The following is a 22,767-nucleotide window of genomic DNA, read 5'->3' as shown; positions in this document are numbered from 1 at the left end:
TGGGAGAGCCGTCCATCCCATTAGCTGGCGCAAGGAATATGGCGGGCTGAAGACCGACCAGGCACGGCGGATGAAGGATCTGGAGAAGGAAAACCAACGGCTGCGCCGGGCGATCTCGGACCTGACGCTGGACAAGCTGATATTGCAGGAAGCTGCACGGGGAAACTTCTGAGCCCCGCGCGGCGACGGCGCTGCATCGATCATATACGACGGGATCTGCCAGTCCGGCTATCCGAGCGACGGATATGCCGGGTTCTAGGGCAGCATCGATCGACACAGCGTAAAGTGCCGCGTGGGGCGGATGACGAACAGGCGCTGACGGAGGACATCATCGCCTTGGCAAAGCAATATGGTCGTTACGGCTACCGCCGGGTCACGGCGTTGCTGTGCCATGCGGGGTGGACGGTGAACCATAAACGGGTCGAGCGGATATGGCGGCGCGAAGGGCTCAAGGTGCCGCAGCGCCAGCCCAAACGCGGGCGTCTATGGCTCAACGACGGATCATGCATCTGAACCGCACCGGGTCTGCCGGAGGCATTGGGTTGTGAGTCACGCTGCCATATCGATGTTGGCCGCGGCAGCATAATATTGTTCTTCGGCTTCGGCAGGAGGGATGTTGCCGATGGACTCCAGCAGCCGACGATGGTTGAACCAGTCGACCCATTCGAGCGTGGCATATTCGACTGCTTCGAAGCTGCGCCATGGTCCACGCCTGTGGATCACCTCAGCCTTGTAAAGGCCATTGATCGTCTCGGCCAAAGCGTTGTCATAGCTATCGCCGACGCTGCCGACTGAGGGTTCTATCCCGGCTTCGGCGAGACGCTCGGTGTACTTGATGGAGACGTATTGCGACCCGCGATCGCTATGATGGATGAGGCCGCCCCGATGGGCCGGCCGACGATCGTGAAGCGCCTGTTCCAGAGCATCGAGCACGAAGCTGGCATGGGCCGTTCTGCTGGCCCGCCAACCTACAATCCGCCGAGCATAGGTATCGATGACGAAGGCAACGTAGACGAACCCCGCCCAGGTCGCGACGTAGGTGAAGTCCGACACCCACAGCATGTTCGGCGCTGGCGCGTAGAACTTGCGGTTGACGTGATCGAGAGGGCATGGCGCCGCCTTGTCACTGATAGTTGTGCGCACCGGCTTGCCCCGGATCACCCCTGCCAAGCCCATCTCCCGCATCAACCGCGCGACTGTGCAGCGGGCGACCGGAAAGCCTTCCCGCATCATCTGCCGCCAGACCTTGCGCACGCCGTAGACCGCGAAGTTCTCGGCGAATACGCGCGCGACCTCGGGCTTCAGGGCGACGTCCCGCTGCGCCCGCGCCGACAGGCGTGTCGGATCCTGCCGCTTTGCGACGCGCTCGTGGTAAGTGGATGGGGCGATCGGCAGGACACGGCAGATCGGCTCGACCCCATAGGCATCGCGGTGATCGTCGATGAAGGCGATCATCGCCGGAACGGGCGGTCGAGCTCCGCCTGGGCAAAATATGCCGATGCCTTGCGCAGGATCTCATTGGCCTGTCGCAGCTCGCGGACCTCGCGCTCCAGTGCCTTCATCTTGTCGGCTACCTCGGTCGGGACGCCCGCGCGCTTGCCGCTGTCGACCTCAGCCTTCTTCACCCACTCATGCAGCGTCTGCGGAACGCAGCCGATCTTCTCCGCAATCGAAACCACCGCTGCCCAGCGAGAGGGGTAATCACGTTCGTGATCGATCACCATACGCACCGCGCGCTCGCGGACTTCCGGCGCAAACTTGTTCGTTGTCTTGCTCATACAGGCTCCACCTTCTCAGGAGTTGGAGCCTCCGGCAAACCCGGGGCGGTTCAAAGACAAAGCCTAAAACGCCTTCGCCCGCGTCGTTGGTAATTTACCGGGGCGCTCCCATCAATGATCCGCGGCTGAAGGTTCAGATGCGCTTACTCGGCATTTCTGAGCCAGACATACAGGTAGATGCTCGCCGCCCAGGATTGCCTCTCACTGCTCTGTTTGGAACTAAGCTCGGTCGTGTCGCGGTCAATCCACGCAGCGATCCTTCAAACCCATACGCAGTTGATGAGTCTCTCCCTCTGCATGTTGTGCGTCCAGCTATTGCCCTTCTCTTAGAACGCCATCACGCAGGCCTTCAGGTTAATCGTGAGATCGCGGCAATCGCATCAGCTACCACTGCAGTACAGGCGGTTACCAAAGGGCCGCAAAAATCAAACAATCAGGAATTTACCTCAGCTCGACTCCCACGCACAAATAGCAAAAATAGCCGTTAAACAATGAGCTGCCACTACTAACGATACGCCCATCGACACCAAACTGCATCTACCCCATTGCGGTCGGAGCAGAGGTTGACACAAAACCCGCTTCAGAGGAGCAGAGGTTGAAAATCAGCCGTGATCCTCTGGTGACAAAAGTGCCGAAATGCGTGGGTGCCAGGAGCAGACTTCCTGACAACCGACAGATTGCGCGATGGCGCCTTGCTGTGCCGCCCCGCTTGCCATCCCGGCGCGCCGCTGCTTGGGTTTCGCGATGCTGCTAACTGCCAAGGCGGCGCGGCGACACGCGCCCTTGTCATTCTGCCTGACTGGTTGCCTTGTTCACATAATATTGGCGCTGATGTTCCGGCATCACGCTCCATTCAGGGTGATAACCCAGATCGATATGGGTTTCCCCCGCGGCGATCTGATCGAGCAATTTCTGCCGATCCGCCGCGGCCATCTCCCGTGCCAGTTTTTCTATCTTATCCATCGCAAACCCCTGTTATATGGCGACAACCGATGACCAACCTTGTTATTCTACGGCCATATCGCGCAAGTAATAACTCATTGATTTAAATCAAGTTCCCGACGAACGAGCTTGTCCCGTGCACGACCAGTCGCGATCCGATCCGCGGACAGCGACCAATTGTCGGGAAATCGGTGTTTCGGCGGCACATTCAGGGCGCTGATCACGGGAGCGAATCGCCGATCAGGCGCGGCGGGCCACGCTGGCGAGACGCAGTGGCGGACTTGCGGCGCCCTGCTCCATGTCGGCGTCAAACGACATGCGATCGCGCCCCTTGCGCTTGGCGTCATAGAGCGCGCGGTCCGCCCGATCGAACAGATGCGGCAGTTCCTCCGTGCCCGTGATGCTGGCCGCCGCCCCGATGCTGGTCGACACTTGCAGACTCGCCCCGGCGACACCCGCCCCGCTCTGCGCGAAACGATGGCAGATGCGGCGACCGAGCGCCGGCAGATTTTCGGGTGGGAGGCCAAAGAGCAGAACGGCGAACTCATCGCCGCCCAGCCGCGCCACCAGTGCATCGGCGGGTACGCAATCCGTCAATATTTCGGCCAGGCCCGACAGCAGCCGGTCCCCGGTGGCGTGGCCGAAGCCGTCATTGACCGCCTTGAAATGATCGACGTCGCACAGCAGCAGGGCCACCGGCTGGCCGGCCCGCCGCGCCAGCGCCATGCCGGCTGCCGCCTTCGCCTCGAACGCGCGGCGATTATAGGCGCCGGTCAGCGAATCCCGCTCCGCCAGCGCCGTGATCTGCCGTTCGCGCCGGTGCCGCACCGCCGCCAGCATCAGCAGCGCCAGCGACACTTCGACCAATATGCCCTCATAGAGCGAGGCCTTGATCAGCAGCCCCTTGAAGCCGACTAGGCTGACAAACAGGCCCGGCATGAAGATCAGCCCCGACTTGGCGAGGTAGAATATGCCGTGGCCAAGGAAGATGTGCCCCAGCCGCACCGCATCGCGCACTTCGCTGGTGCGGCGGAGCGAAAGCAGGAGGGACGCGGCCTTGAGCGACAGGATCGCGACCAGCGCCGAATTGACGAGACCGAACAGGGCGGTGCGATCACTTGCCGGATCGGTGCCCAGCAGCGCCACCCAGACCAGCAGCACGCCGAGCCAGATGCCAGGGAGGCGTCGCCCGGCAAAGGCCGCCGCCCCCTTGGCGAACAACAGATGCGCCACCACCAGCAGGCCATTGGCCAGCCAGACATAGAGAAGGAAGCTGTCCACCGTGCGCAGCACCGACATGCCGCTGCCCACCACGATGGTCGCGAATCCCGCGCTCCACCAGGCGAGCGAGCGCACCTTTGCCAGACGCCATTCGGCGGCCAGCACCAGCGCCGCAACAAGGGCGATGGCCTGGGTCATGAGCAGCATGGTGACGGCGTCGATCGGCATGGACAGGTTCATCGGGGAAAGGAGCGCGTTATCTATCCGAATATGCTGAACAAAAGGTTCCCGCCCGGCTCAGCTCGTCGCACGCATCAGCAGGTCGTCGGTGACCGTCATGGTGAAGATCGGGTCGGCATCCGCCGGCACTTCGGCGATCGCGTCAACAAAGGCGGCGCGGGTGTCCGGATCATCATAGACCATCTTCGCGTCGAACGCCGCGCGCCAGGTCGCCTCGTCCGGCCATTCGGCATAGCCCACGAACCGCCCGTCCACATCGCGGTGCAGGCGCGATCCATAGCTGCCATATTTTTCACGGATGAGGTCGGTGCCGCGGCGCCAGGCTGCACGGAACTGCTCTTCCTTGCCGGGGTGGATGCGCCACCAATAGACCGCAACGAACATGGCCACCTCCTTGTGCGGAGACAATGGCCGGGCGGCGGCAGGAGTTCCGGCGGGCAGGCCGATCGCCCGCCCGCCGGCAATGTCGCTTAGAGGATCGACTGGCCGGTCTTGGCCCAATCCGACATGAAGCCGGCAATGCCCTTGTCGGTCAGCACATGGTTGAACAGGGCCTTGATGACGGCCGGCGGCGCGGTCATCACATCGGCGCCGATCTTGGCGCTGTCGAGCACATGGATCGGGTGACGGACCGACGCGACCAGGATTTCGGTGTCGAACGCGTAATTGTCGTAGATCAGGCGGATGTCTTCGATCAGCTGCATGCCGTCGAAGCCATTATCGTCATGACGGCCGACGAAGGGCGAGATGAAGCTGGCGCCGGCCTTGGCCGCGAGCAGTGCCTGGTTGGCCGAGAAGCAGAGGGTGACGTTCACCATCACGCCATCGTCGGTCAGCGCCTTGCAGGTCTTGAGGCCGTCGATGGTCAGCGGCACCTTGATGCAGACATTGGGGGCGATCTTCCGCAGGACCGCGGCTTCCTTCATCATCGTCTCATGGTCGAGCGCGACGACCTCGGCCGATACCGGGCCGTCGACGACGCCGCAGATTTCCTCGATCACTTCCAGGAACTTGCGGCCCGACTTGTGGATCAGCGACGGGTTGGTGGTGACGCCGTCCAGCAGGCCGGTGGCGGCCAGGTCACGGATTTCGGCAATGTCGGCGGTGTCGACGAAGAATTTCATGGGATGCTCCGGGGCAGGATTCGCGAATCGGCTCCCTTTAGCGGCTGGCCGATGGATTGGCCATCGGGGCGAACGGTGATTGCCTTGCCCCCCGCCGCCTTCTACCTCTTCCGCGACAGGGGAGCGGCCATGATGTTTGCGATGCGCGCATATATTTGCCTGACTGCCCTCGCCATGCTCGTCCTGCCCTTTTCCGCCCGCGCTGCGGATCAGGAGGCGCAGACCTGGATCAGCGCTGGCGGCGTCGCGCAGATTGACGACAATGATCGCATCGGCATCGAAACAAGCTATCGCCTGCGGCCGGCCGACGACCAGCTGCTGCAACGGATCACCCTGGACCATCGGATCGCCGATGGCGTGCAACTGGGCGGCGGCTTCGCCTTCGTCACCAGCCGGAAGCAGAAGGAGATGCGCTTCCACCAGCAGCTGATCGTGGATCTGGGCGTGCTGCAGAGCCGCACCCGGCTGGAACAGCGCTATATCGACAGCGCCGCCCGCCCGGCCTGGCGCCTGCGCGAACGCATCCAGCTCGACATCCCGCTGGAAAAGCAGCGGAAATGGTTCCTCCTGACCTCCGCCGAATTTTTCTTCGAACTGCACAAGCCAAGCGCGGTCCAGGACAGCGAACTTGTCACCACGCGGCAGCTGATCGGCCTGCGCCATGTGCTGACGCCGCGGCTCGGCATCCAGCTCAGCTATATGCGCCAGCATAGTTTTCCCGACGACCGCCCCGACGAGGTCGTCCATGTCCCCTGGCTGGCGATCGCCTGGCGGCTCTGACGATTTGCCAGAACGGCAAGAGCGGTTAAGGACGCTCCATGGCCCGCGCCCGTGTCCTCCTGCTCAATGCCGCCCTCGGCCCGCTCGACTATCGCATCCCCCATGGCATGACGGCCAGGCCGGGCAGCATCGTGGTCGCCCCGCTGGGCCCGCGCCAGCTGGTCGGTGTGGTCTGGGACGAGGAGTCCTTTCCGGATGTCGAGACGGTCGGCGACAACCGGCTGCGCAACCTGCTGGAAGTGCTGGACGCGCCGCCGCTGCCTGAAACGCTGCGCCGGCTGATCGAATGGACCGCCGACTATTATCTTGCTCCGCCGGCCGCCGTGCTGCGCATGGCGCTGGCGTCGATGTCCGCGCTGGAGGGCACGCGCACCGTCATCGAATATCGTGCCACCGGCCAGCGGCCCGATCGCATGACCGAACAGCGGACCCAGGCGATGGAGCGGATCGGCGACCGGCAGGGGCTGGTGCGCGAACTGGCGATGATCGGCGGGGTCAGCGACACGGTGATCCGCGGTCTGGTGAAGGCAGGCGCGTTCGAACCGGTCGAGGTCAGCGTCGACACGCCTTTCCCCGAGCCCGACCCGGCCCACGCGCCGCCGGCCCTGTCCGACCAGCAGATGGCGGCCGCGACCGACATGGCGGATGCGGTGCGTGCCCATGAATTCGCCCCCTTCCTGCTCGACGGCGTCACCGGATCGGGCAAGACCGAGGTCTATTTCGAGGCGATCGCCGCGGCCATCCGCGCCGGCAAGCAGACCTTGGTGCTGCTGCCCGAAATCGCCCTGACCGAACCCTTCCTTGAGCGGTTCGAAAAACGCTTCGGCACGGTCCCCGTCAACTGGCATAGCGGCCTGCGCCAGAGCGAACGCCGGCGCGCCTGGCGCGCGATCGCGGCAGGCGAGGCCCGTGTTGTCGTCGGTGCCCGGTCCGCCTTGTTCCTGCCCTACCCAAATCTGGGCCTGATCGTCGTCGACGAAGCGCATGAGGCGAGCTTCAAGCAGGAGGAAGGCGTCCATTATCACGCCCGCGACGTCGCGGTGATGCGGGGCCTCATCGAACATTTCCCGGTCGTTCTGGCCTCCGCCACTCCCGCGATCGAGACACGGCACCAGGTAGATCTCGGCCGTTATCGCGAGATCAAGCTGCCCGCCCGTTTCGGCGGCGCGCAGATGCCCGATATCGAAGGCATCAACCTGCTGACCGATCCGCCCGAGCGCGGCCGCTGGATCGCGCCGCCGCTGGTGGTGGCGATGGAGGAAGTACTGGCCAAGGGCGAGCAGAGCCTGCTCTTCCTCAACCGACGCGGCTATGCGCCGCTGACGCTGTGCCGCCATTGCGGCTATCGCTTCCAATGCCCCAATTGCACCAGCTGGATGGTCGAGCATCGGCTGACCAAGCGGCTGGCCTGCCATCATTGCGGCCATGTCATCCCGGCGCCGCGCTTCTGCCCCGAATGCAAGGAAGAGGACAGCCTGGTCGCCTGCGGCCCCGGCGTCGAGCGCATCGCCGACGAAGTGAAGGCGCTGTGGCCACAGGCGCGGGTGGCCATCGCCACGTCCGACACGCTGCATTCGCCCGCCCGCGCCGCCGATTTCGTCAAGTCGGTCGAGGCCGGCGACATCGACATCATCGTCGGCACCCAGCTCATCACCAAGGGCTATCATTTCCCCAACCTGACCCTGGTCGGCGTGATCGACGCGGACCTGGGGTTGGAGGGCGGCGATCTGCGCGCGTCTGAACGCACCTTCCAGCAGATCATGCAGGTCGCCGGGCGCGCCGGGCGCGGCGAAAAGCCGGGCCATGTCTTCATCCAGACCCGCATGCCCGATGCGGAGGTGATCCAGGCACTGATCGCCGGCGACAGCGAGCGCTTCTATCTGATCGAGACCGAAAATCGCCGCCGCGCCAACGCCCCGCCCTTCGGCCGTTTCGCCGCGATCATCATTTCCAGCGAGGATAGCGACGAAGCCGCACAAACCGCGCGGCTGATCGGCAAGTCGGCGCCACAGGTGGAGGGCATGCGGGTCTATGGCCCCGCCCCAGCCCCCCTTTCGGTGCTGCGCGGCCGGCATCGCCACCGGCTGCTGATCCACGCCACGCGCCAGGTCGACATCCAGTCGGTGATCCGCGAATGGCTGGGCAATCTGGTGTGGAAATCCACCACCCGCGTCGCGGTGGACATCGATCCCTACAGCTTCATGTGATGGCCGCGCCGATCGAGTGCCCATGCCGCAATCTCTGTTCGCTCGATGCGGAACGCAAGAGCTGCACCGGCTGTGGCCGCACGCTCGACGAAATCGTTCACTGGCGCAGCATGACCGACGCCGAACGCGCCGCCGTCATGGCGCGGGTGAAGGATTTCGAGCCGATTCGCCGTTAAAGCGGCATCGCATCGCCTGGTGCGACGATGATGACCACGCGGCGGTTTTCCTGACGGCCGACCTCGCTGTCATTGCTCGCCACCGGCACCCGCAACCCCATGCCCACCGGATGCAGAGCCGCCGGTGCCATGCCGCCCGCCGCCAGCGCGTCGGCAACGGCCTGCGCCCGCTTCTGCGACAATTGCTCATTATAGGCGGCCGTGCCGGTATTGTCCGTATGCCCCTCCACCTTGGCGCCGCGCACTTCGACGGCGACCAGCGCGCTCGCGATCCGGCTGATCACGTCGCGCTGCGCCGGGATCAGCACGCTCTGGTCGGTCGAGAACAACAGCCGGTCGGCCATGCCGAATTCCCAGTTGCTGCCGACCGGCTGAAAGCCATTGGCGCGCAGCACCGTCTTCTGTGCTTCGGTGAAGCCATCACTCGGCTCCACCGTCTGACAGGCTGCCAGCAAAGTCAGCGCCAGGAGGGAAAGAAGCTTTCGCATATTGTTCCTCATCATCAATTCCGGCCGTCGCTCCGCGCCTTGGCCGCATACATGGCCGCGTCGGCATGGCGCAGCAGTGCGCGCGGATCGACACTGTCCTGTGGATAGAGAGCGCTGCCGATGCTCAGCGAGGATCGGATGCTGACGCCGCTCGGCAACATGATCGGCTGGGTCATGCCGGCCCCGATCTGGGCCGACATCTGATCGGCCTCGGATCGGGTCGCCCCGGCCGCCAGGATCAGCGCAAATTCGTCGCCGCCCAGACGGAAGGCCATGTCGCCCGGCCTCAAGGCCATCCGCAGCCGCGCGGCGATGACGATCAGCATGACATCGCCGGCATCATGCCCATGGCTGTCATTGACCTGCTTGAACCGGTTCACATCGACATAGATGACCGCGAAGGATGTGTCGCCTGCATCGGCCTGCGCCATGGTCGCCGCCAGCTCTCGCTCGAACATCGCACGATTGCCAAGGCCGGTCAGCGGATCGCGCGTCGCCTGGCGCTCCAGGATCCGATTCTCGTTCAAAATGCCGGTGTGCCATTCGTCCAGTTCATCCAGCAGCGCATTGAAATCGCGCGCGAACTGATCGACCTCATGAATGCCGGCGACCGGCACGCGCCGATCGAACTGGCGGTCAGTGCGAACTGCATGGGCGACTTGCGCAATATGGGCCAATGGTCCCGTCACGTCGCGCTGCAACCGCCGCGCCAGCAACTGGGTCGCGACGATGGTCAGCCCCAGGCAGGCGAGCGCAGTGGCCACCCCCGACAGGATATAGCGCCCCAGCCCTCCGGCATCGCCGAACACCTGCACTTCGGCGACGACGACCGGCCCATGATGAACCGGCACCCGCACCGGGCTGGGCCAGAACAGCGCGTCCACGATCCGGGACAGGCTGCCGGCCATGCCGCGATCGGGCCGGTTCCAGGCCGCGATCAGCCGTCCATCACGATCATGCAGTTCGACCGATCGCACGCTTTCGGATGCCGCCACCGTAGCGATCCCGCGCCGCGCCGCATCGACATCCTCGAACAGCAGGGCCGGCTCGACCGTATAGGCGACGGTCTGCGCGATCAGCGTCAGGTTGCGCGCGGCATAGCCGCGAATGACGGTGACACCTGTCACCGTCAGCGTCAGGCCCGCCATCAACACGGCGAACAAAATCAGGCGCAGATGCGCTCGCGCCAGCAACTGGCGCAACGTCGGCATTGCGGTCAGGCTTGGTTCGGCCATGGTCAATAGCCCCCCTTCGCCACGCGCAGCACACGCGGATCGATCCGCACCGTGGATCGGGACACCGCATCGATGTTGAGCTGGAAGGACAGCGTCTGCGGCGCAAACAACAGGCAGAACATCGCCCCGCCCGCACAGTCGCGATCATCCTCCGCGATCGTCACCACCGCATTGCCGCGCATGGCGGCGATCAAACGCTGGCGCACCACCGCGTCCAGGCTTCCGAGATAAAGCGCATCGCACCGCGCGGCCGGCGCGGTCTCGTCGGCGGCCAGCGCCACCGTGGTGATCCGCGCCCCGTTCGTCAGGCTGATCTCATCCAACTGGTCGCCATGGGCGACGACACCGGCCATGCACATGCGCACGACCGGCCGCGCGGTTGGCCAGCGGGTAAATTCCAGGATGGATCCGACCATGCGCGCAACGCCGGCGGCCATCCGGTCGGGACCGGGACCGATCGGCATCGCCACCGGCCGCGCCAGCGGCAATGCCACTGTCATGGTCGGCGTCATCAGCAACAGCCAGAACAACAGACTACGCAAGCCCACCCGCCCCCTTTGAAGAAGGCGCGAGCCTATAGTTAATCAAAAGTTAAATTACGAGAATATTGTGACGCAAGCGGATCGAGAAAGGATCATTCACCTGTCGCCTTCGCTGTCATCTTCGCGCGACGCTCCGCCTCCAGCAGGCTCCGCTTGCGGTCGACTCCATAGGCATAGCCGCCCAGGCTTCCGTCGCTGCGCAGCACACGATGACACGGCACCAATATTGCCAGGCCATTGTCGCCGCAGGCGGTCCCCGCTGCGCGCACGGCGCCCGGCCGGCCGATCGCCGCGGCGATTTCTCCATAGCTGCGCGTCTCGCCCGCCGGGATCGCCCGCAAGGCGGCCCAGACCGCCTGCTGAAAGGCGGTGCCGCCGACATCGGTCGGCAGGTCCGCGTCGGCGCCCGGATTGTCGACCAGCGCCGCCACTGCCGCCGCCCAGCGATCCAGCGCGGCGTCCGAGGGCAACAGAGTCGCGTTGGGATATCGGCGGCGCAGGTCTGCCTCCCCTTCCTCGAAGGCGATGCGGCACAGGCCGCGCTCGGTCGCCGCGACCAGCAGCGCGCCCAGGCTCGTCCCGATCACGACATGGCGGATATCGACGCCGCGCCCGCCCTCGCGCCAGGCGCTGGGCGTCATGCCCAGATGCCGTTCGGCATCGGCATAGGCGCGGCTCGGCGCGTTATAGCCGGCCTCATAGATCGCATCGGTCACGCTGCCGGGCGTCGCCAGTGCCGCCTTCAGCCGCTCGGCGCGCAGATCGCGGGCATAGGCGGCCGGGGTCAGGCCGGTGATCCGCTTGAACAAGCGATGGAAATGATGCGGCGCATAGCCGACATGGTCGGCCATCTCCTCCAGCCGGGGCGGCGTTTCGGCGGCGCGGATCAGGCGGATCGCCGCTTCCACCGCCTGCTGGTCGCGCCCGACCTCATCCGGCCGGCAGCGCAGACAGGCGCGAAAGCCCGCCGCACGGGCCGCCGCACCATCAGGCAGGAAGATCATATTCTCCCGCTTCGGGTGCCGGGCCGGGCAGCTCGGCTTGCAATAGATGCCGGTGGTCAGCACCGCCCCGACGAAGCAGCCATCCTGCCGCCGATCGCGTGCGAGAAAGGCGGCCCAGCAGTCTTCGGCATCGGGCATGGCGGCCGGGACGGGTTCGAGGCGTGTCATCTGGTTCATGGATATGGGGTAATCCAGACGGCTTGGCGAGGCTTCCCGTCGCTTGCGGTCAAAAGCACACGGCCCGTCGCATCCGCTTTTTCCCGATTGCCTAAAGCGGGCCTTCGCATATGTATGCGCCTCCTATGGTCGCCCTTTTCCGTCGCCTTCGCCCGATCGCCGCGCTTGTCGCGTCCCTCGTCCTGCTCAGCCCCGCACGGGCCGAACAGCAGGATATCACCGCCGCCGCGCGCAGCGTGGTGCGCGTCGCCCTGGTCGCGACCAATGGCGCGGACGCCTATTTCGTGGGCCATGGCAGCGGCATCGCGATCGCCCCGGACAAGGTGCTGACCAACGCCCATGTCGTCGAACTGGCGCGCGAGGAGAAGGATCTCGTCATCGGCGTGATCCCGTCGGAGGGCAAGAAAAGCTATGGCGGGCGGATCATCGCCTATTCGCCGGGCAACGACCTGGCCCTGATCCAGCTGGAGGAAGGCAGCCTGCCGGTCGCCACCTTCTATGCCGGGGCGGTCGATGACGGCCAGCATGTCACCGCTATCGGCTATCCCGGCACCGTCGATCGCGCCCAGGGCCTCAGCCTCAAGCAGTTGGTCGAACCGCTCGGCACGGTGAAGACCAGCGGCAGCATCTCGTCCGGCCGCTCCAGCCAGAGCTTCGACACCATCCTGCACACCGCCCCGCTTGCCGCCGGCAACAGCGGCGGCCCGCTGGTCGACGATTGCGGCCGGGTGCTGGGCGTCAACAGCTTCGGCTCGATCTCGGACGGCAATGATGCCGAATTCGGCTTTGCCGTATCCTGGCGCGAAGTCGCTTCCTTCCTGCGTCAGGCCGGCGTGTCCTCGCTCCACACCGTCGTCGCCTGCCGCACCATGGCCGAAGCCGACGCGGCCGAAGCATCGATCACCCAGCGCGAATCGCAGTTGACCGAACAGAATGACCGCGCCGCCGCCGACAAGCGCGAGCAGGCGCTGCAGCAGGCCCGCGACACCGCCGAGCGCGATGTCATTTCCGGCCGCGAAAATGCGATGGCGGGCGCCGCCGTGCTGCTGGCCCTCGCCGTGCTGGGTCTGGGCGCTGGCGGCCTCTTCTACAGCCAGGGCCGCGAAAAGCGCGCCACCTGGTTCATCGCCGGTGGCGGCATCCTGTTGATGGGCGCGCTTGGCCTGTTCGTGTTCAAGCCCAGCTTTGCCAGCATCGACGAGCGGGTGAAGCTGCCCGAGGACCAGAGCGTGGTCAGCAACAAGGCCTTTGCCTGGGCCGGCGACAATATCTGCCGCATCGACCTCAACCGCAGCCGACTGACCGTGTCGCAGCCCAATGATGTCGGCCTGAACTGGGCCGAGGGCGGCTGCGTCAACGGCGACACGCAGTATCAGGCGACCGGCACGACCTGGCAGCGCGCCCATGTGCCCGACGAGGGCAATTATGTCAGCCGCAGCGAATTCGACCCGACCACCGGCCTGTTGCGGGTGCAGCGCTGGCTGCCCGACGGCAACACGATGGACAAGGCCCGCGCCCTGCTGAAGGATGGCCCGATCAAGGGATGCAGCAGCGATTCCACGATGTTGACCCGGATCGCGACGCTCCAGTCGGACCTCGCCGCGCTGCTGCCGCCCCAGCCGAACGAGCGGCTGGTCTATCATTGCCAAAAAGGACGGCTTGCCCCCGCAGACCCTGCCCCCTAGCCTGTCCGTTTTCCCGAAAAACTCAGTCAAATTGGCTTGATTTCGTCGATGCGATGGAATCGTGTCACATGACTTGCATAGTCATATTGGCACTGCTAACCGGCCCGACAACAGGGGACGGTTATTACTGCTCCCCCTCTTTTTGCATGACCGGCAAATCAAGTTGGAGGACGGTAAGCGCGTGGAGACTACCGGCGGTATTCAGGCCAGCCTCAGCGGCCGCTATGCGGTGGCGCTGTTCGATCTGGCCCGCGACGGCAAGACGCTCGACACCGTCGCAGCGAGCCTCGCGGCAATCAAGACGGCGATCGCAGAATCGTCTGATTTCAAGGGCCTGATCAACAGTCCCGTTCTCAGCCGCGACGCAGCGGGTAAGACGATCGCGGCGGTTGCATCCGCCATGTCGATCGATCCGCTGACGACGAATTTTCTGGGCGTACTCGCCCAGAACCGTCGCCTCTCGCAGCTTCCCGCGGTCATCCGCGCCTATGAGACGCTGCTGTCGAATCACAAGGGCGAGGCCCGCGCCGAAGTGACGAGCGCGCATCCGCTCACCAAGACTCAACTGACCGCGCTGGCCAAGGGCCTCAAGGCGCGCGTCGGCCGCGACGTCGCCGTCGAGGCCAAGGTCGATCCCGCGATCCTGGGTGGGCTGGTCGTCAAGATCGGCAGCCAGATGATCGATTCCTCCATCCGCACCCGTTTGAATAGTCTCGCCCTGGCGATGAAAGGCTGAACATGGATATCAACGCCGCAGAAATTTCGAAGGTCATCAAGGACCAGATCGCCAATTTCGGCACCGAAGCGCAGGTCAGCGAAGTCGGTTCCGTTCTGACCGTGGGTGACGGCATCGCCCGCGTCCATGGCCTCGACAACGTCCAGGCGGGCGAAATGGTCGAGTTCGCCAATGGCGTGCAGGGCATGGCACTCAACCTCGAAGCCGACAATGTCGGCATCGTGATCTTCGGCTCGGACGCCGAGATCAAGGAAGGCGATACCGTCAAGCGCACCGGCACCATCGTCGACGTTCCCGTCGGCAAGGGTCTGCTGGGCCGCGTCGTCGACGGCCTCGGCAATCCGATCGATGGCAAGGGCCCGATCGAATATACCGAGCGCAAGCGCGTCGAAGTCAAGGCACCGGGCATCATCCCCCGCAAGTCGGTGCACGAACCCGTGCAGACCGGCCTGAAGGCGATCGACGCCCTCGTCCCCGTCGGCCGTGGCCAGCGCGAACTGATCATCGGTGACCGCCAGACCGGCAAGACCGCCGTCGCGATCGATACCTTCATCAACCAGAAGGGCATCAACGCAGGCGACGACGAGAGCAAGAAGCTCTACTGCATCTACGTCGCCGTCGGCCAGAAGCGCTCGACCGTCGCGCAGATCGTCAAGCAGCTCGAAGAAAATGGCGCGATGGAATATTCGATCGTCGTCGCCGCGACCGCTTCGGAACCCGCTCCGCTCCAGTATCTGGCGCCCTATACCGGCGTCACCATGGGCGAATTCTTCCGCGACAACGGGATGCACGCCGTGATCGTGTATGACGACCTTTCCAAGCAGGCCGTCGCCTATCGTCAGATGTCGCTGCTGCTGCGCCGCCCGCCGGGCCGCGAAGCCTATCCGGGCGACGTCTTCTATCTGCACAGCCGCCTGCTGGAACGCGCTGCGAAGATGAACGACGCCAATGGCAATGGCTCGCTGACCGCGCTGCCGATCATCGAGACCCAGGCAGGCGACGTGTCGGCCTATATTCCGACCAACGTGATCTCGATCACCGACGGCCAGATCTTCCTCGAAACCAACCTCTTCTACCAGGGCATCCGTCCGGCCATCAACGTCGGCCTGTCGGTGTCGCGCGTCGGCTCGGCCGCGCAGACCAAGGCGATGAAGAAGGTTTCGGGCTCGATCAAGCTGGAGCTGGCCCAGTATCGCGAAATGGCGGCCTTCGCCCAGTTCGGTTCGGACCTCGACGCCTCGACCCAGAAGCTGCTGAACCGCGGCGCGCGCCTGACCGAACTGCTCAAGCAGGGCCAGTTCTCGCCGCTGCCGTTCGAAGAGCAGACCGCGTCGATCTTCGCCGGCACCAACGGCTATCTGGACGGTATCCCGGTCAAGGACGTGACCCGTTATGAAGAGCTGATGCTCGCCTATCTGCGTCACGACCACCCCGAAGTGCTGACCGCGATCCGCGACAGCAAGGATCTGGGCGACGACGCCAAGGGCAAGCTGAAGGCTGCGCTGGACTCGTTCGGCAAGACCTTCGCTTAAGACGCTGTGCTGACCGCCCATTCCCTTCTTGCCTGGACCGTGATGTCGATCGGTCTGGTGCTGCTGCCGGGGCCGGACACCATGTTGGTGGCCGGCCACGCGGCGCGCCGCGGCTTCAAGGCGGGAATGGCGGCAATCGGCGGCATCCAGCTTGGCGGCCTGTTCTACATGCTGTTGTGCGGCTTCGGCTTCCTCAGCGTGCTGAATGCGGTGCCGGGGCTGTTCTTGGGCGTCAAGATCGCCGGTGCCCTCTATCTGGCCTGGATGGGCTTTGGCCTGCTGCGCGGCGCGATCAAGCCGGCGCCGGCAAGCGAAACGCCCAAGGTCCGGATCGGCGGATCGCCCTTCGCCCAGGGCCTGGTCAGCACCGTGCTGAACCCCAAGGTCGCGATCTTCTTCCTCGCCGCGCTGCCGCAGTTCGTGGGCACCGGCCCGGATGCGCCGTGGCAGGGCATGCTGCTGATCGCGATCGTCTATGGGCTCGGTTTCCTGTGGTGCGCCCTGCTCGCGCTGCTCGCCACCAAGGCGGGCCGCAAAGTGGGGCAGAGCAGCGCGATGCGCTGGTTCGAAGGCGCCATGGGCGTCGGTTTCTTTGGTCTCGCGGGCCGTCTGGCCCTTGCTCGGAATATTTGAACTATGGCTAGCCTCAAGGAACTGAAGCTGCGCATCGGGTCGGTGAAGTCGACCCAGAAGATCACCAAGGCGAAGCAGATGGTCGCCGCGGCCAAGCTGCGCAAGGCGCAGGCCGCTGCCGAAGCTGCCCGCCCCTATAGCGAGCGATTGGAAGCGGTCGTTGCAAGCCTGGCGACCAAGATCGCCGGCGGCTCGGGCGAAGGCGCTTCGCCGCTGCTCGCCGGCACCGGCAAGGACGAAGTCCATCTGCTGGTCGTCGCCAATAGCGATCGCGGCCTTGCCGGCGCGTTCAACGCCAATATCGTGAAGGCCGCGCTGGCCAAGGCCCGCGCGCTGGAGCTGGATGGCAAGAAGGTGCTGTTCTACCTGATCGGCCGCAAGGGCCGTCCGGTGATCAACCGCACCTATCCGGGCAAGATCGTCGCCAATTACGACACCACCGGTGCCAAGGAACCGGGCTTTGCCCAGGCCCAGGCGGTGGCGCAGGAACTCAGCCAGATGTTCCTGGACGGCAAGTTCGACGTCGCCCATCTCTTCTACTCGCGCTTCAAGTCGGCGCTCGCGCAGATCCCGACCGAACAGCAGATCATCCCGGTGAAGATCCCCGCCGATGCCGACCGCAACGCGATCGCCGCCACGGTGGAATATGAACCGAGCGAGGAAGCGATCCTCGACGACCTGCTGCCGCGCAACGTCACGGTGCAGCTCTTCAAGGCGCTGCTGGAAAACAACGCGTCCGAACAGGGTGCGTCGATGACCGCGATGGACAATGCGACCCGCAATGCCGGCGATCTCATCAACAAGCTGACGATCCAGTATAACCGCAGCCGCCAGGCCGCGATCACCACCGAACTCGTCGAAATCATCTCGGGCGCCGAAGCCCTCTAAGGACAAGCAGGCAAGGACATAGTCATGGCAACCACCAACAATGTAGGCCGCATCTCGCAGGTCATCGGCGCCGTCGTCGACGTGACCTTCCCCGATGCGCTTCCGGCGATCCTTTCGGCGCTGGAAACCAGCAACAACGGCCAGCGCCTGGTGCTGGAAGTCGCCCAGCATCTGGGTGAGAACACCGTCCGCACCATCGCGATGGACTCGACCGACGGTCTGACCCGCGGCCAGGAAGTCACCGACACCGGCGCGCAGATCTCGGTTCCGGTCGGCCCGGCCACCCTCGGCCGCATCCTGAACGTCGTCGGCGAGCCGATCGACGAGCGCGGCCCGGTTGCCACCGAACTGCGTTCGCCGATCCATGCCAAGGCCCCCGAGTTCGTCGACCAGTCGACCGACGCCTCGATCCTGGTCACCGGCATCAAGGTCATCGACCTTCTGGCCCCCTATGCCAAGGGCGGCAAGATCGGCCTGTTCGGCGGCGCCGGCGTCGGCAAGACCGTTCTCATCCAGGAACTGATTAACAACATCGCCAAGGGCCATGGCGGCACCTCGGTCTTCGCGGGCGTCGGCGAACGCACCCGTGAAGGTAACGATCTGTACCATGAATTCCTCGACGCCAACGTCATCGCCAAGGATGCCGACGGCAACGCGATCAGCGAAGGTTCGAAGGTGGCCCTGGTCTATGGCCAGATGAACGAACCGCCGGGCGCCCGTGCCCGCGTCGCCCTGTCGGGCCTGACGATCGCCGAATATTTCCGCGACGTCGAGAACCAGGACGTGCTGTTCTTCGTCGACAACATCTTCCGCTTCACCCAGGCGGGCGCGGAAGTGTCGGCTCTGCTCGGCCGTATTCCTTCGGCCGTGGGCTACCAGCCGACCCTGGCGACCGACATGGGTCAGCTGCAGGAACGCATCACCTCGACCAACAAGGGCTCGATCACCTCGGTCCAGGCCGTCTACGTCCCCGCGGACGACTTGACCGACCCGGCGCCGGCGACCTCGTTCGCGCATCTTGACGCCACCACCGTTCTCAACCGCGCCATTTCGGAACTGGGCATCTATCCGGCGGTCGATCCGCTGGACTCGACCAGCCGCGTTCTGGAACCCCGCGTCGTCGGCCAGGAACATTACGACACCGCCCGTGCCGTCCAGTCGATCTTGCAGAAGTACAAGTCGCTGCAGGACATCATCGCGATCCTGGGCATGGACGAGCTGTCGGAAGAGGACAAGATCACCGTCGCCCGCGCGCGCAAGATCCAGAAGTTCCTGTCGCAGCCGTTCCACGTCGCCGAAGTCTTCACCGGCATCTCGGGCAAGTTCGTCCAGATCGAAGACACGGTGAAGTCGTTCAAGGCCGTGGTCGATGGTGAATATGACCATCTGCCCGAAAACGCCTTCTACATGGTCGGCGGCATCGACGAAGCCATCGAAAAGGCGAAGAAGCTGGCTGCCGAAGCAGCCTAAGCTCTAACCTCATATACCCCTCCCCGGTTCGGGGAGGGGGCATAGGACATAAAAATGGCACTGCATTTCGAACTCGTGACCCCTGAAAAGCTCGTCCGCTCGGAAGAGGTCTATCAGGTCGTCGTTCCCGGCACCGATGGCGACTTCGGCGTGCTGGAGGGCCATGCGCCCTTCATGTCGACCGTGCGCGATGGCGCGATCCAGATCTTCGCATCGGCTGGCGCCGCACCGGAAATCATCCCGGTCGAGGGCGGCTTTGCCGAGGTCAATGAAAAGGGCCTGACGGTTCTCGCCGAAAAGGCGGGCTGATCGCCCTGATGTGCGGGAAGTTGGAAGAGCTCTTCTCTTTCCAACCCACCGCATTCATGCCAGACGGACAGACCAAGGGGCGCGCTTCGCGCCCCTTTTTCTTGTGAGTGCGGTGCGCCGATGACCGCCCTCGCCGCCAAGACCGCTGTTTCTGCGCCACCGAGCGGTTCTGGCGGCCTGCTCGCGCACACCGTTCCGGCCGGCTGGCTGATTGCCGCCCTATTTGCCTGGCTCAGCCTCGACCAGTTGCTGCTCTGGCGCTTCCTGGACGTCGCCCCGTTCTGGGCCTATCCCCTCGCCCTGCTGCTGATCGGCGGGCTGTGCACCGTCATGCTGCGCACCATGCCCGACCGATCGGGGCCGAGCATCGGCATGCTGCTGCTATGCACGGGGGGCTCTCTGCTGCTGCTGATGCTCGGCGGCGAAGGCCGGTTCTTCTATGCCAATGTGGACTGGCAGGTGCGGCTCGCCGCGTTTCGCGACATGGCCGTCAATCCCTGGCCCTTCGTCTATACCGAACGGGCTGTCCCCGACCTGTTGCGGGCGCCGATCGGCATGTTCCTCGCCCCTGCCCTGCTCTACAAGGAGCTGGGCGTACGCGCGGGCGATATCGCATTGCTGGCGCAAAATGCCCTGCTGCTGGGCCTGACTCTCGCGCTAGCCGCGCAACTGTTCGACGGCCGGCGCGGCCGACTGGTCGCGCTGCTCGTCTTCCTCGGCTTCAGCGGCATAGACGCGATCGGCGACCTGGTCCTCAACGGCCGGCTGGGCGACCATCTGGAGGACTGGATCGGTCTCCAATATTCCTCGACCATCACCCTGGCCTTCTGGGTTCCGCAACATGCCATGTCCGGCTGGATCGGGGCGATGGGCTATCTGCTCTGGCGCCGCGAACGATTGCCATTGGCATCCTATCTCGCGTTGCTGCCGTTGACGGCCCTATGGTCGCCGCTCGGTCTGATGGGTGCGATGCCCTTCGCCGCGCTGGCCGGCATCCGCACCCTGGCGGCGCGCCGCCTGCGTATCGCCGACATGCTGCTCCCGGCGCTGGCCAGCCTGTTGGCCGTCCCGTCCCTTCTCTATCTCGGCGCGGCATCGGGCGCGGACGTCGGACTGCGGTTCCAGCCGATTCCGCCGCTGCAATGGTTGATGTTCCAGGGGATCGAAACCCTGCCCTATCTGGTGCCGATGCTGTTGGTCGCCCGACCGTCGCGATTTGGCCGAGACACGCTCTGGCTGGCCTTCGCCTGGCTGATGCTGATCCCGTTCGTGCAGATCGGATGGTCGATCGATTTCATGGCGCGGGCATCCATCACCGCGCTGGCCATCCTGGCAGCGATGCTGGCCGATGAGCTGGGCAATGGGACCGAACGGCACACCTGGCTGATCGCTATGCTGCTGATCGGCAGCCTGACGGGGCTGGCCGAGATCCGCCGCGCGCTTGTCCATCCGCCTGCGCCCGAAGTGCGCTGTTCGGTATCGAAGGCGTGGGATCAGACCTTTGCCGCCTTCCCCAAGGGATCCTATTTCGCGCCCCTGCCCGCCATGCCCGCCCTGGTGCGACCGGCAAGGCCCACATCTGTTCCTGCCAGCGAACCGGCCCGGTGCTGGGACGGGCTATGGTTCAGTCCGCATAATTTCCGGCAGCCAGGATCAGGCGGAGAGAATCGCGTAAAGTGACAGGCCGATCGGGAAATTGATGCGGCCCAGCATGTGGCGTTCGGCCGCGAACACCTGTTGCAGCGAGCGATTGAGCCAGGGGGCCGGGCGGGCATCGAGCGGCGCTTCCCGCCGAAGCAACTGATGCGCCATCCGCTGGGCAACGGCGAGCGGGAACAACAGGCTGTTGAAATAGCCCGATGCCTCGACCCGCAAGCCGGCCGCCGCGGCGACGCCGGCAAGGCCATCATGCGTATAGCGCCGCTTGTGATGGTGCAGCACGTCATGATCGGACCATAGCCAGGGAACCGCCGGCACGGTGACGAGCAGTCGCCCGCCTATCGCAAGCCGGCCGCGCAATGCGGCGAGCGACGCTTCATCCTGGTCGACATGCTCCAGCACGTCGAGCAGGGCGATCAGGTCATAGCGCCGGTCGCCGAAGCCGACCTTCTCCGGCAACGCCCCTGCCTCCACGGTGGCGACGCCCCGCGCGGCCGCGATGGCCCGTGCTTCGTCATCATATTCCAGCGCATCGACGCTGCCATGCTGCGCCAGAAGCGCCAGATTGCCGCCGGTGCCGCAGCCCGCTTCCAAGATGCGGGCGTCATCGGGCAAGGCGACATGATCGCGGATCAGGCCATCGATGATGGCGCGGCGGGCGACGAACCACCAATGTTCGCCCTCCTGAGCATTCATGCTCGTATAGGCTGAGCGATCCATTCTTCGTCCCTTTCCAGTTGATCAAGCGCCGGGGCCGCGTCGCCCTCGACGTTGCGCGCCCCGGCATCGGCAGCGACGATATATAGGGGCCGCTGCCGCACCTCACGGGCGATCCGCCCGACATATTCGCCCATGATGCCCAGGCTGAGCAGGTTGAGCCCGCCAAGGCCCAGGACGGCAACCATCATCGAGGCATAGCCGGGCACGTCGACGCCGGTCGCCAGCGTATGCACGACCAGAAAACCGGCATAGGCAAAGGCGATGAGCGCGATCGCGCCACCGACATAGGACCAGATGCGCAGTGGCATGGTGGTCGATGCGGTGATGCCGTCCACGGCCAGGGACCAGAGCTTGCCCAGCCCCCATTTGCTGCGTCCGGTTTCCCGCCGCGCACGGACATAATCGACCGTCGCGACCCGGAAGCCGATCCAGGAAAACAGCCCCTTGTTGAACCGGGCCTGCTCGCCCAATTGCTTGACGACATCGACGGCCTGCCGGTCAAGCAGGCGGAAATCACCGACATTTTCGGGAATGGGATAGTCGGACAGGCGATTGAGCAGCGCATAGAAGCCCCGCGCGCTCCAGCGCTTTAACCAGCTGTCGCTCGATCGGTCGGCTCGCCGCGCATTGACCACCTGGGCACCAGCGAGCCAGAGGCGAACCATGTCGACGATCACTTCGGGCGGATCCTGCAGATCGACATCGATCGGAATGACCGCGTCTCCGACAGCATGGTCGATGCCGGCCGCCAAGGCGGCCTCCTTGCCGAAGTTGCGCGACAGCCGGACATAGCGCAGGTCCGGGTTGAACCGCGACAATATCTCCAGCACGTCACCGGTGCGGTCCGCGCTGCCATCATCGACGAACAGATATTCGGCGCGCGCGTCGGCGCCGATCAGGGACAGCGCCTCGTCCACAGCAGGCCGTGCCGCATCAAGAAAAAGGGAGATGCCATCCTGTTCGTTGAAAACGGGAATGACGATGGACAAGGTTCGCATGGCACCGAAATCCTGAAAGCCTGCAATCCCTATCGGCGAGATTGGTTAATGTCGGGTAACCGTGCCCCGCCCTTCGCCCCGATCCGGCACGACGCCATCCTTGTCGGCGATCCGTCGTCCACAGGATGGGCGCTGGCGCATTAGCCATTTGTCAAAGTTTCCAGCTTATTCACCTTCTCCAGCCATGGTGAATCGGCCCATTTTGGGGTGGCTGGCCCGATCG

General features: G+C 64.7%; 22 protein-coding genes, 1 pseudogene and 1 other annotated feature. Of the genes and pseudogenes, 12 read left to right on the top strand and 11 right to left on the bottom strand.

Annotated features, from left to right (window positions below):
• Window positions 1-25: 25 nt before the first annotated feature.
• Window positions 26-510 (top strand): annotated as a pseudogene (locus tag ACI6S0_RS01080) (IS3 family transposase); the annotation flags it as partial.
• Between the two features lie 39 nt (window positions 511-549).
• Here the strand turns inward: ACI6S0_RS01080 and ACI6S0_RS01075 are convergent.
• From ACI6S0_RS01075 to fsa, 5 genes are all read right to left on the bottom strand, one after another.
• A protein-coding gene (locus ACI6S0_RS01075) for an IS3 family transposase (RefSeq protein WP_120249343.1) occupies window positions 550-1,778 on the bottom strand; the annotation gives its coding sequence in 2 pieces (ribosomal slippage) (window positions 550-1,490 and window positions 1,490-1,778; 1,230 coding nt in all).
• Window positions 1,381-1,497 (bottom strand) — a sequence feature (AL1L pseudoknot). Its footprint overlaps the gene before it by 117 nt.
• 786 nt (window positions 1,779-2,564) lie before the next feature.
• Window positions 2,565-2,741, bottom strand: a complete 177-nt coding sequence (locus ACI6S0_RS01070; RefSeq protein ID WP_279729077.1) for a hypothetical protein — start codon at window positions 2,739-2,741, stop codon at window positions 2,565-2,567.
• Between the two features lie 219 nt (window positions 2,742-2,960).
• Entirely contained in the window at window positions 2,961-4,169 is a 1,209-nt protein-coding gene (locus ACI6S0_RS01065; protein ID WP_434404657.1) for a GGDEF domain-containing protein, read from the bottom strand.
• 69 nt (window positions 4,170-4,238) lie between these two features.
• Window positions 4,239-4,565 carry an antibiotic biosynthesis monooxygenase family protein gene (locus tag ACI6S0_RS01060; protein ID WP_434404656.1) on the bottom strand — a complete coding sequence of 109 codons (327 nt, stop codon included), beginning with the start codon at window positions 4,563-4,565 and terminating at the stop codon, window positions 4,239-4,241.
• A gap of 86 nt (window positions 4,566-4,651) precedes the next feature.
• The gene (gene fsa / locus ACI6S0_RS01055) at window positions 4,652-5,305 is read right to left on the bottom strand and encodes a fructose-6-phosphate aldolase (protein ID WP_004210778.1); all 654 of its coding nucleotides are present in this window, start codon (window positions 5,303-5,305) and stop codon (window positions 4,652-4,654) included.
• A 141-nt stretch (window positions 5,306-5,446) separates the two neighbouring features.
• Here fsa and ACI6S0_RS01050 point away from each other — a divergent pair, with 141 nt between their 5' ends.
• From ACI6S0_RS01050 to ACI6S0_RS01040, 3 genes are read left to right on the top strand one after another with little or no spacing between them, the layout of a single operon-like run.
• Window positions 5,447-6,085: a DUF2490 domain-containing protein gene (locus ACI6S0_RS01050; RefSeq protein ID WP_434404654.1), complete on the top strand. Its 639-nt coding sequence runs from the start codon at window positions 5,447-5,449 to the stop codon at window positions 6,083-6,085.
• 38 nt (window positions 6,086-6,123) lie between these two features.
• Window positions 6,124-8,292: a primosomal protein N' gene (locus ACI6S0_RS01045; protein WP_434404653.1), complete on the top strand. Its 2,169-nt coding sequence runs from the start codon at window positions 6,124-6,126 to the stop codon at window positions 8,290-8,292.
• Window positions 8,292-8,468, top strand: coding sequence for a DUF1289 domain-containing protein (locus ACI6S0_RS01040; RefSeq protein ID WP_434404652.1), 177 nt, complete (start codon window positions 8,292-8,294; stop codon window positions 8,466-8,468). The genes ACI6S0_RS01045 and ACI6S0_RS01040 overlap by 1 nt, the downstream gene beginning before the upstream one ends.
• Here the strand turns inward: ACI6S0_RS01040 and ACI6S0_RS01035 are convergent.
• The 4 genes from ACI6S0_RS01035 to ada form a co-directional block, all read right to left on the bottom strand.
• A complete protein-coding gene (locus ACI6S0_RS01035; protein ID WP_434404651.1) occupies window positions 8,465-8,956 on the bottom strand; it encodes an OmpA family protein in 492 nt (163 codons plus the stop codon). The genes ACI6S0_RS01040 and ACI6S0_RS01035 overlap by 4 nt on opposite strands.
• A 14-nt stretch (window positions 8,957-8,970) precedes the next feature.
• Window positions 8,971-10,191: a diguanylate cyclase domain-containing protein gene (locus ACI6S0_RS01030; protein ID WP_434404650.1), complete on the bottom strand. Its 1,221-nt coding sequence runs from the start codon at window positions 10,189-10,191 to the stop codon at window positions 8,971-8,973.
• 2 nt (window positions 10,192-10,193) lie between these two features.
• Window positions 10,194-10,739 carry a YfiR family protein gene (locus ACI6S0_RS01025; RefSeq protein WP_434404649.1) on the bottom strand — a complete coding sequence of 182 codons (546 nt, stop codon included), beginning with the start codon at window positions 10,737-10,739 and terminating at the stop codon, window positions 10,194-10,196.
• 86 nt (window positions 10,740-10,825) lie between these two features.
• The gene (gene ada, locus ACI6S0_RS01020; RefSeq protein WP_434404648.1) at window positions 10,826-11,914 is read right to left on the bottom strand and encodes a bifunctional DNA-binding transcriptional regulator/O6-methylguanine-DNA methyltransferase Ada; all 1,089 of its coding nucleotides are present in this window, start codon (window positions 11,912-11,914) and stop codon (window positions 10,826-10,828) included.
• A 125-nt stretch (window positions 11,915-12,039) separates the two neighbouring features.
• Between ada and ACI6S0_RS01015 the strand changes: the two genes are divergently transcribed.
• From ACI6S0_RS01015 to ACI6S0_RS00980, 8 genes are all read left to right on the top strand, one after another.
• On the top strand, window positions 12,040-13,599 hold the full coding sequence (locus ACI6S0_RS01015; protein ID WP_333885037.1) for a S1C family serine protease: 1,560 nt from the start codon (window positions 12,040-12,042) through the stop codon (window positions 13,597-13,599).
• A gap of 181 nt (window positions 13,600-13,780) precedes the next feature.
• Window positions 13,781-14,335 (top strand): F0F1 ATP synthase subunit delta, encoded by a 555-nt coding sequence (locus ACI6S0_RS01010; RefSeq protein WP_010338579.1) that lies wholly within the window; start codon window positions 13,781-13,783, stop codon window positions 14,333-14,335.
• A 2-nt stretch (window positions 14,336-14,337) separates the two neighbouring features.
• Window positions 14,338-15,867 (top strand): F0F1 ATP synthase subunit alpha, encoded by a 1,530-nt coding sequence (gene atpA / locus ACI6S0_RS01005; RefSeq protein ID WP_004210768.1) that lies wholly within the window; start codon window positions 14,338-14,340, stop codon window positions 15,865-15,867.
• Window positions 15,868-15,909: 42 nt separating this feature from the next.
• The gene (locus tag ACI6S0_RS01000) at window positions 15,910-16,500 is read left to right on the top strand and encodes a LysE family translocator (RefSeq protein WP_037511450.1); all 591 of its coding nucleotides are present in this window, start codon (window positions 15,910-15,912) and stop codon (window positions 16,498-16,500) included.
• Between the two features lie 3 nt (window positions 16,501-16,503).
• Window positions 16,504-17,388, top strand: coding sequence for a F0F1 ATP synthase subunit gamma (locus tag ACI6S0_RS00995; RefSeq protein ID WP_004210766.1), 885 nt, complete (start codon window positions 16,504-16,506; stop codon window positions 17,386-17,388).
• 24 nt (window positions 17,389-17,412) lie between these two features.
• A complete protein-coding gene (atpD, locus tag ACI6S0_RS00990) occupies window positions 17,413-18,858 on the top strand; it encodes a F0F1 ATP synthase subunit beta (RefSeq protein WP_004210765.1) in 1,446 nt (481 codons plus the stop codon).
• Between the two features lie 54 nt (window positions 18,859-18,912).
• Window positions 18,913-19,167, top strand: a complete 255-nt coding sequence (locus ACI6S0_RS00985) for an ATP synthase F1 subunit epsilon (RefSeq protein WP_004210764.1) — start codon at window positions 18,913-18,915, stop codon at window positions 19,165-19,167.
• Between the two features lie 120 nt (window positions 19,168-19,287).
• Window positions 19,288-20,847: a hypothetical protein gene (locus tag ACI6S0_RS00980; protein WP_434404644.1), complete on the top strand. Its 1,560-nt coding sequence runs from the start codon at window positions 19,288-19,290 to the stop codon at window positions 20,845-20,847.
• Here the strand turns inward: ACI6S0_RS00980 and ACI6S0_RS00975 are convergent.
• Entirely contained in the window at window positions 20,821-21,546 is a 726-nt protein-coding gene (locus ACI6S0_RS00975) for a class I SAM-dependent methyltransferase (protein WP_434404643.1), read from the bottom strand. The genes ACI6S0_RS00980 and ACI6S0_RS00975 overlap by 27 nt on opposite strands.
• Window positions 21,519-22,544, bottom strand: coding sequence for a glycosyltransferase family 2 protein (locus tag ACI6S0_RS00970; protein ID WP_434404642.1), 1,026 nt, complete (start codon window positions 22,542-22,544; stop codon window positions 21,519-21,521). The genes ACI6S0_RS00975 and ACI6S0_RS00970 overlap by 28 nt, the downstream gene beginning before the upstream one ends.
• Between the last annotated feature and the right edge of the window lie 223 nt (window positions 22,545-22,767).

The sequence above is a fragment of the Sphingobium sp. DN12 genome, from assembly GCF_051058005.1.
Lineage (GTDB): Bacteria > Pseudomonadota > Alphaproteobacteria > Sphingomonadales > Sphingomonadaceae > Sphingobium > Sphingobium yanoikuyae.
The sequence above is the reverse complement of the archived record's forward strand: the minus strand, read 5'-3'. Positions and strand labels throughout refer to the sequence as shown.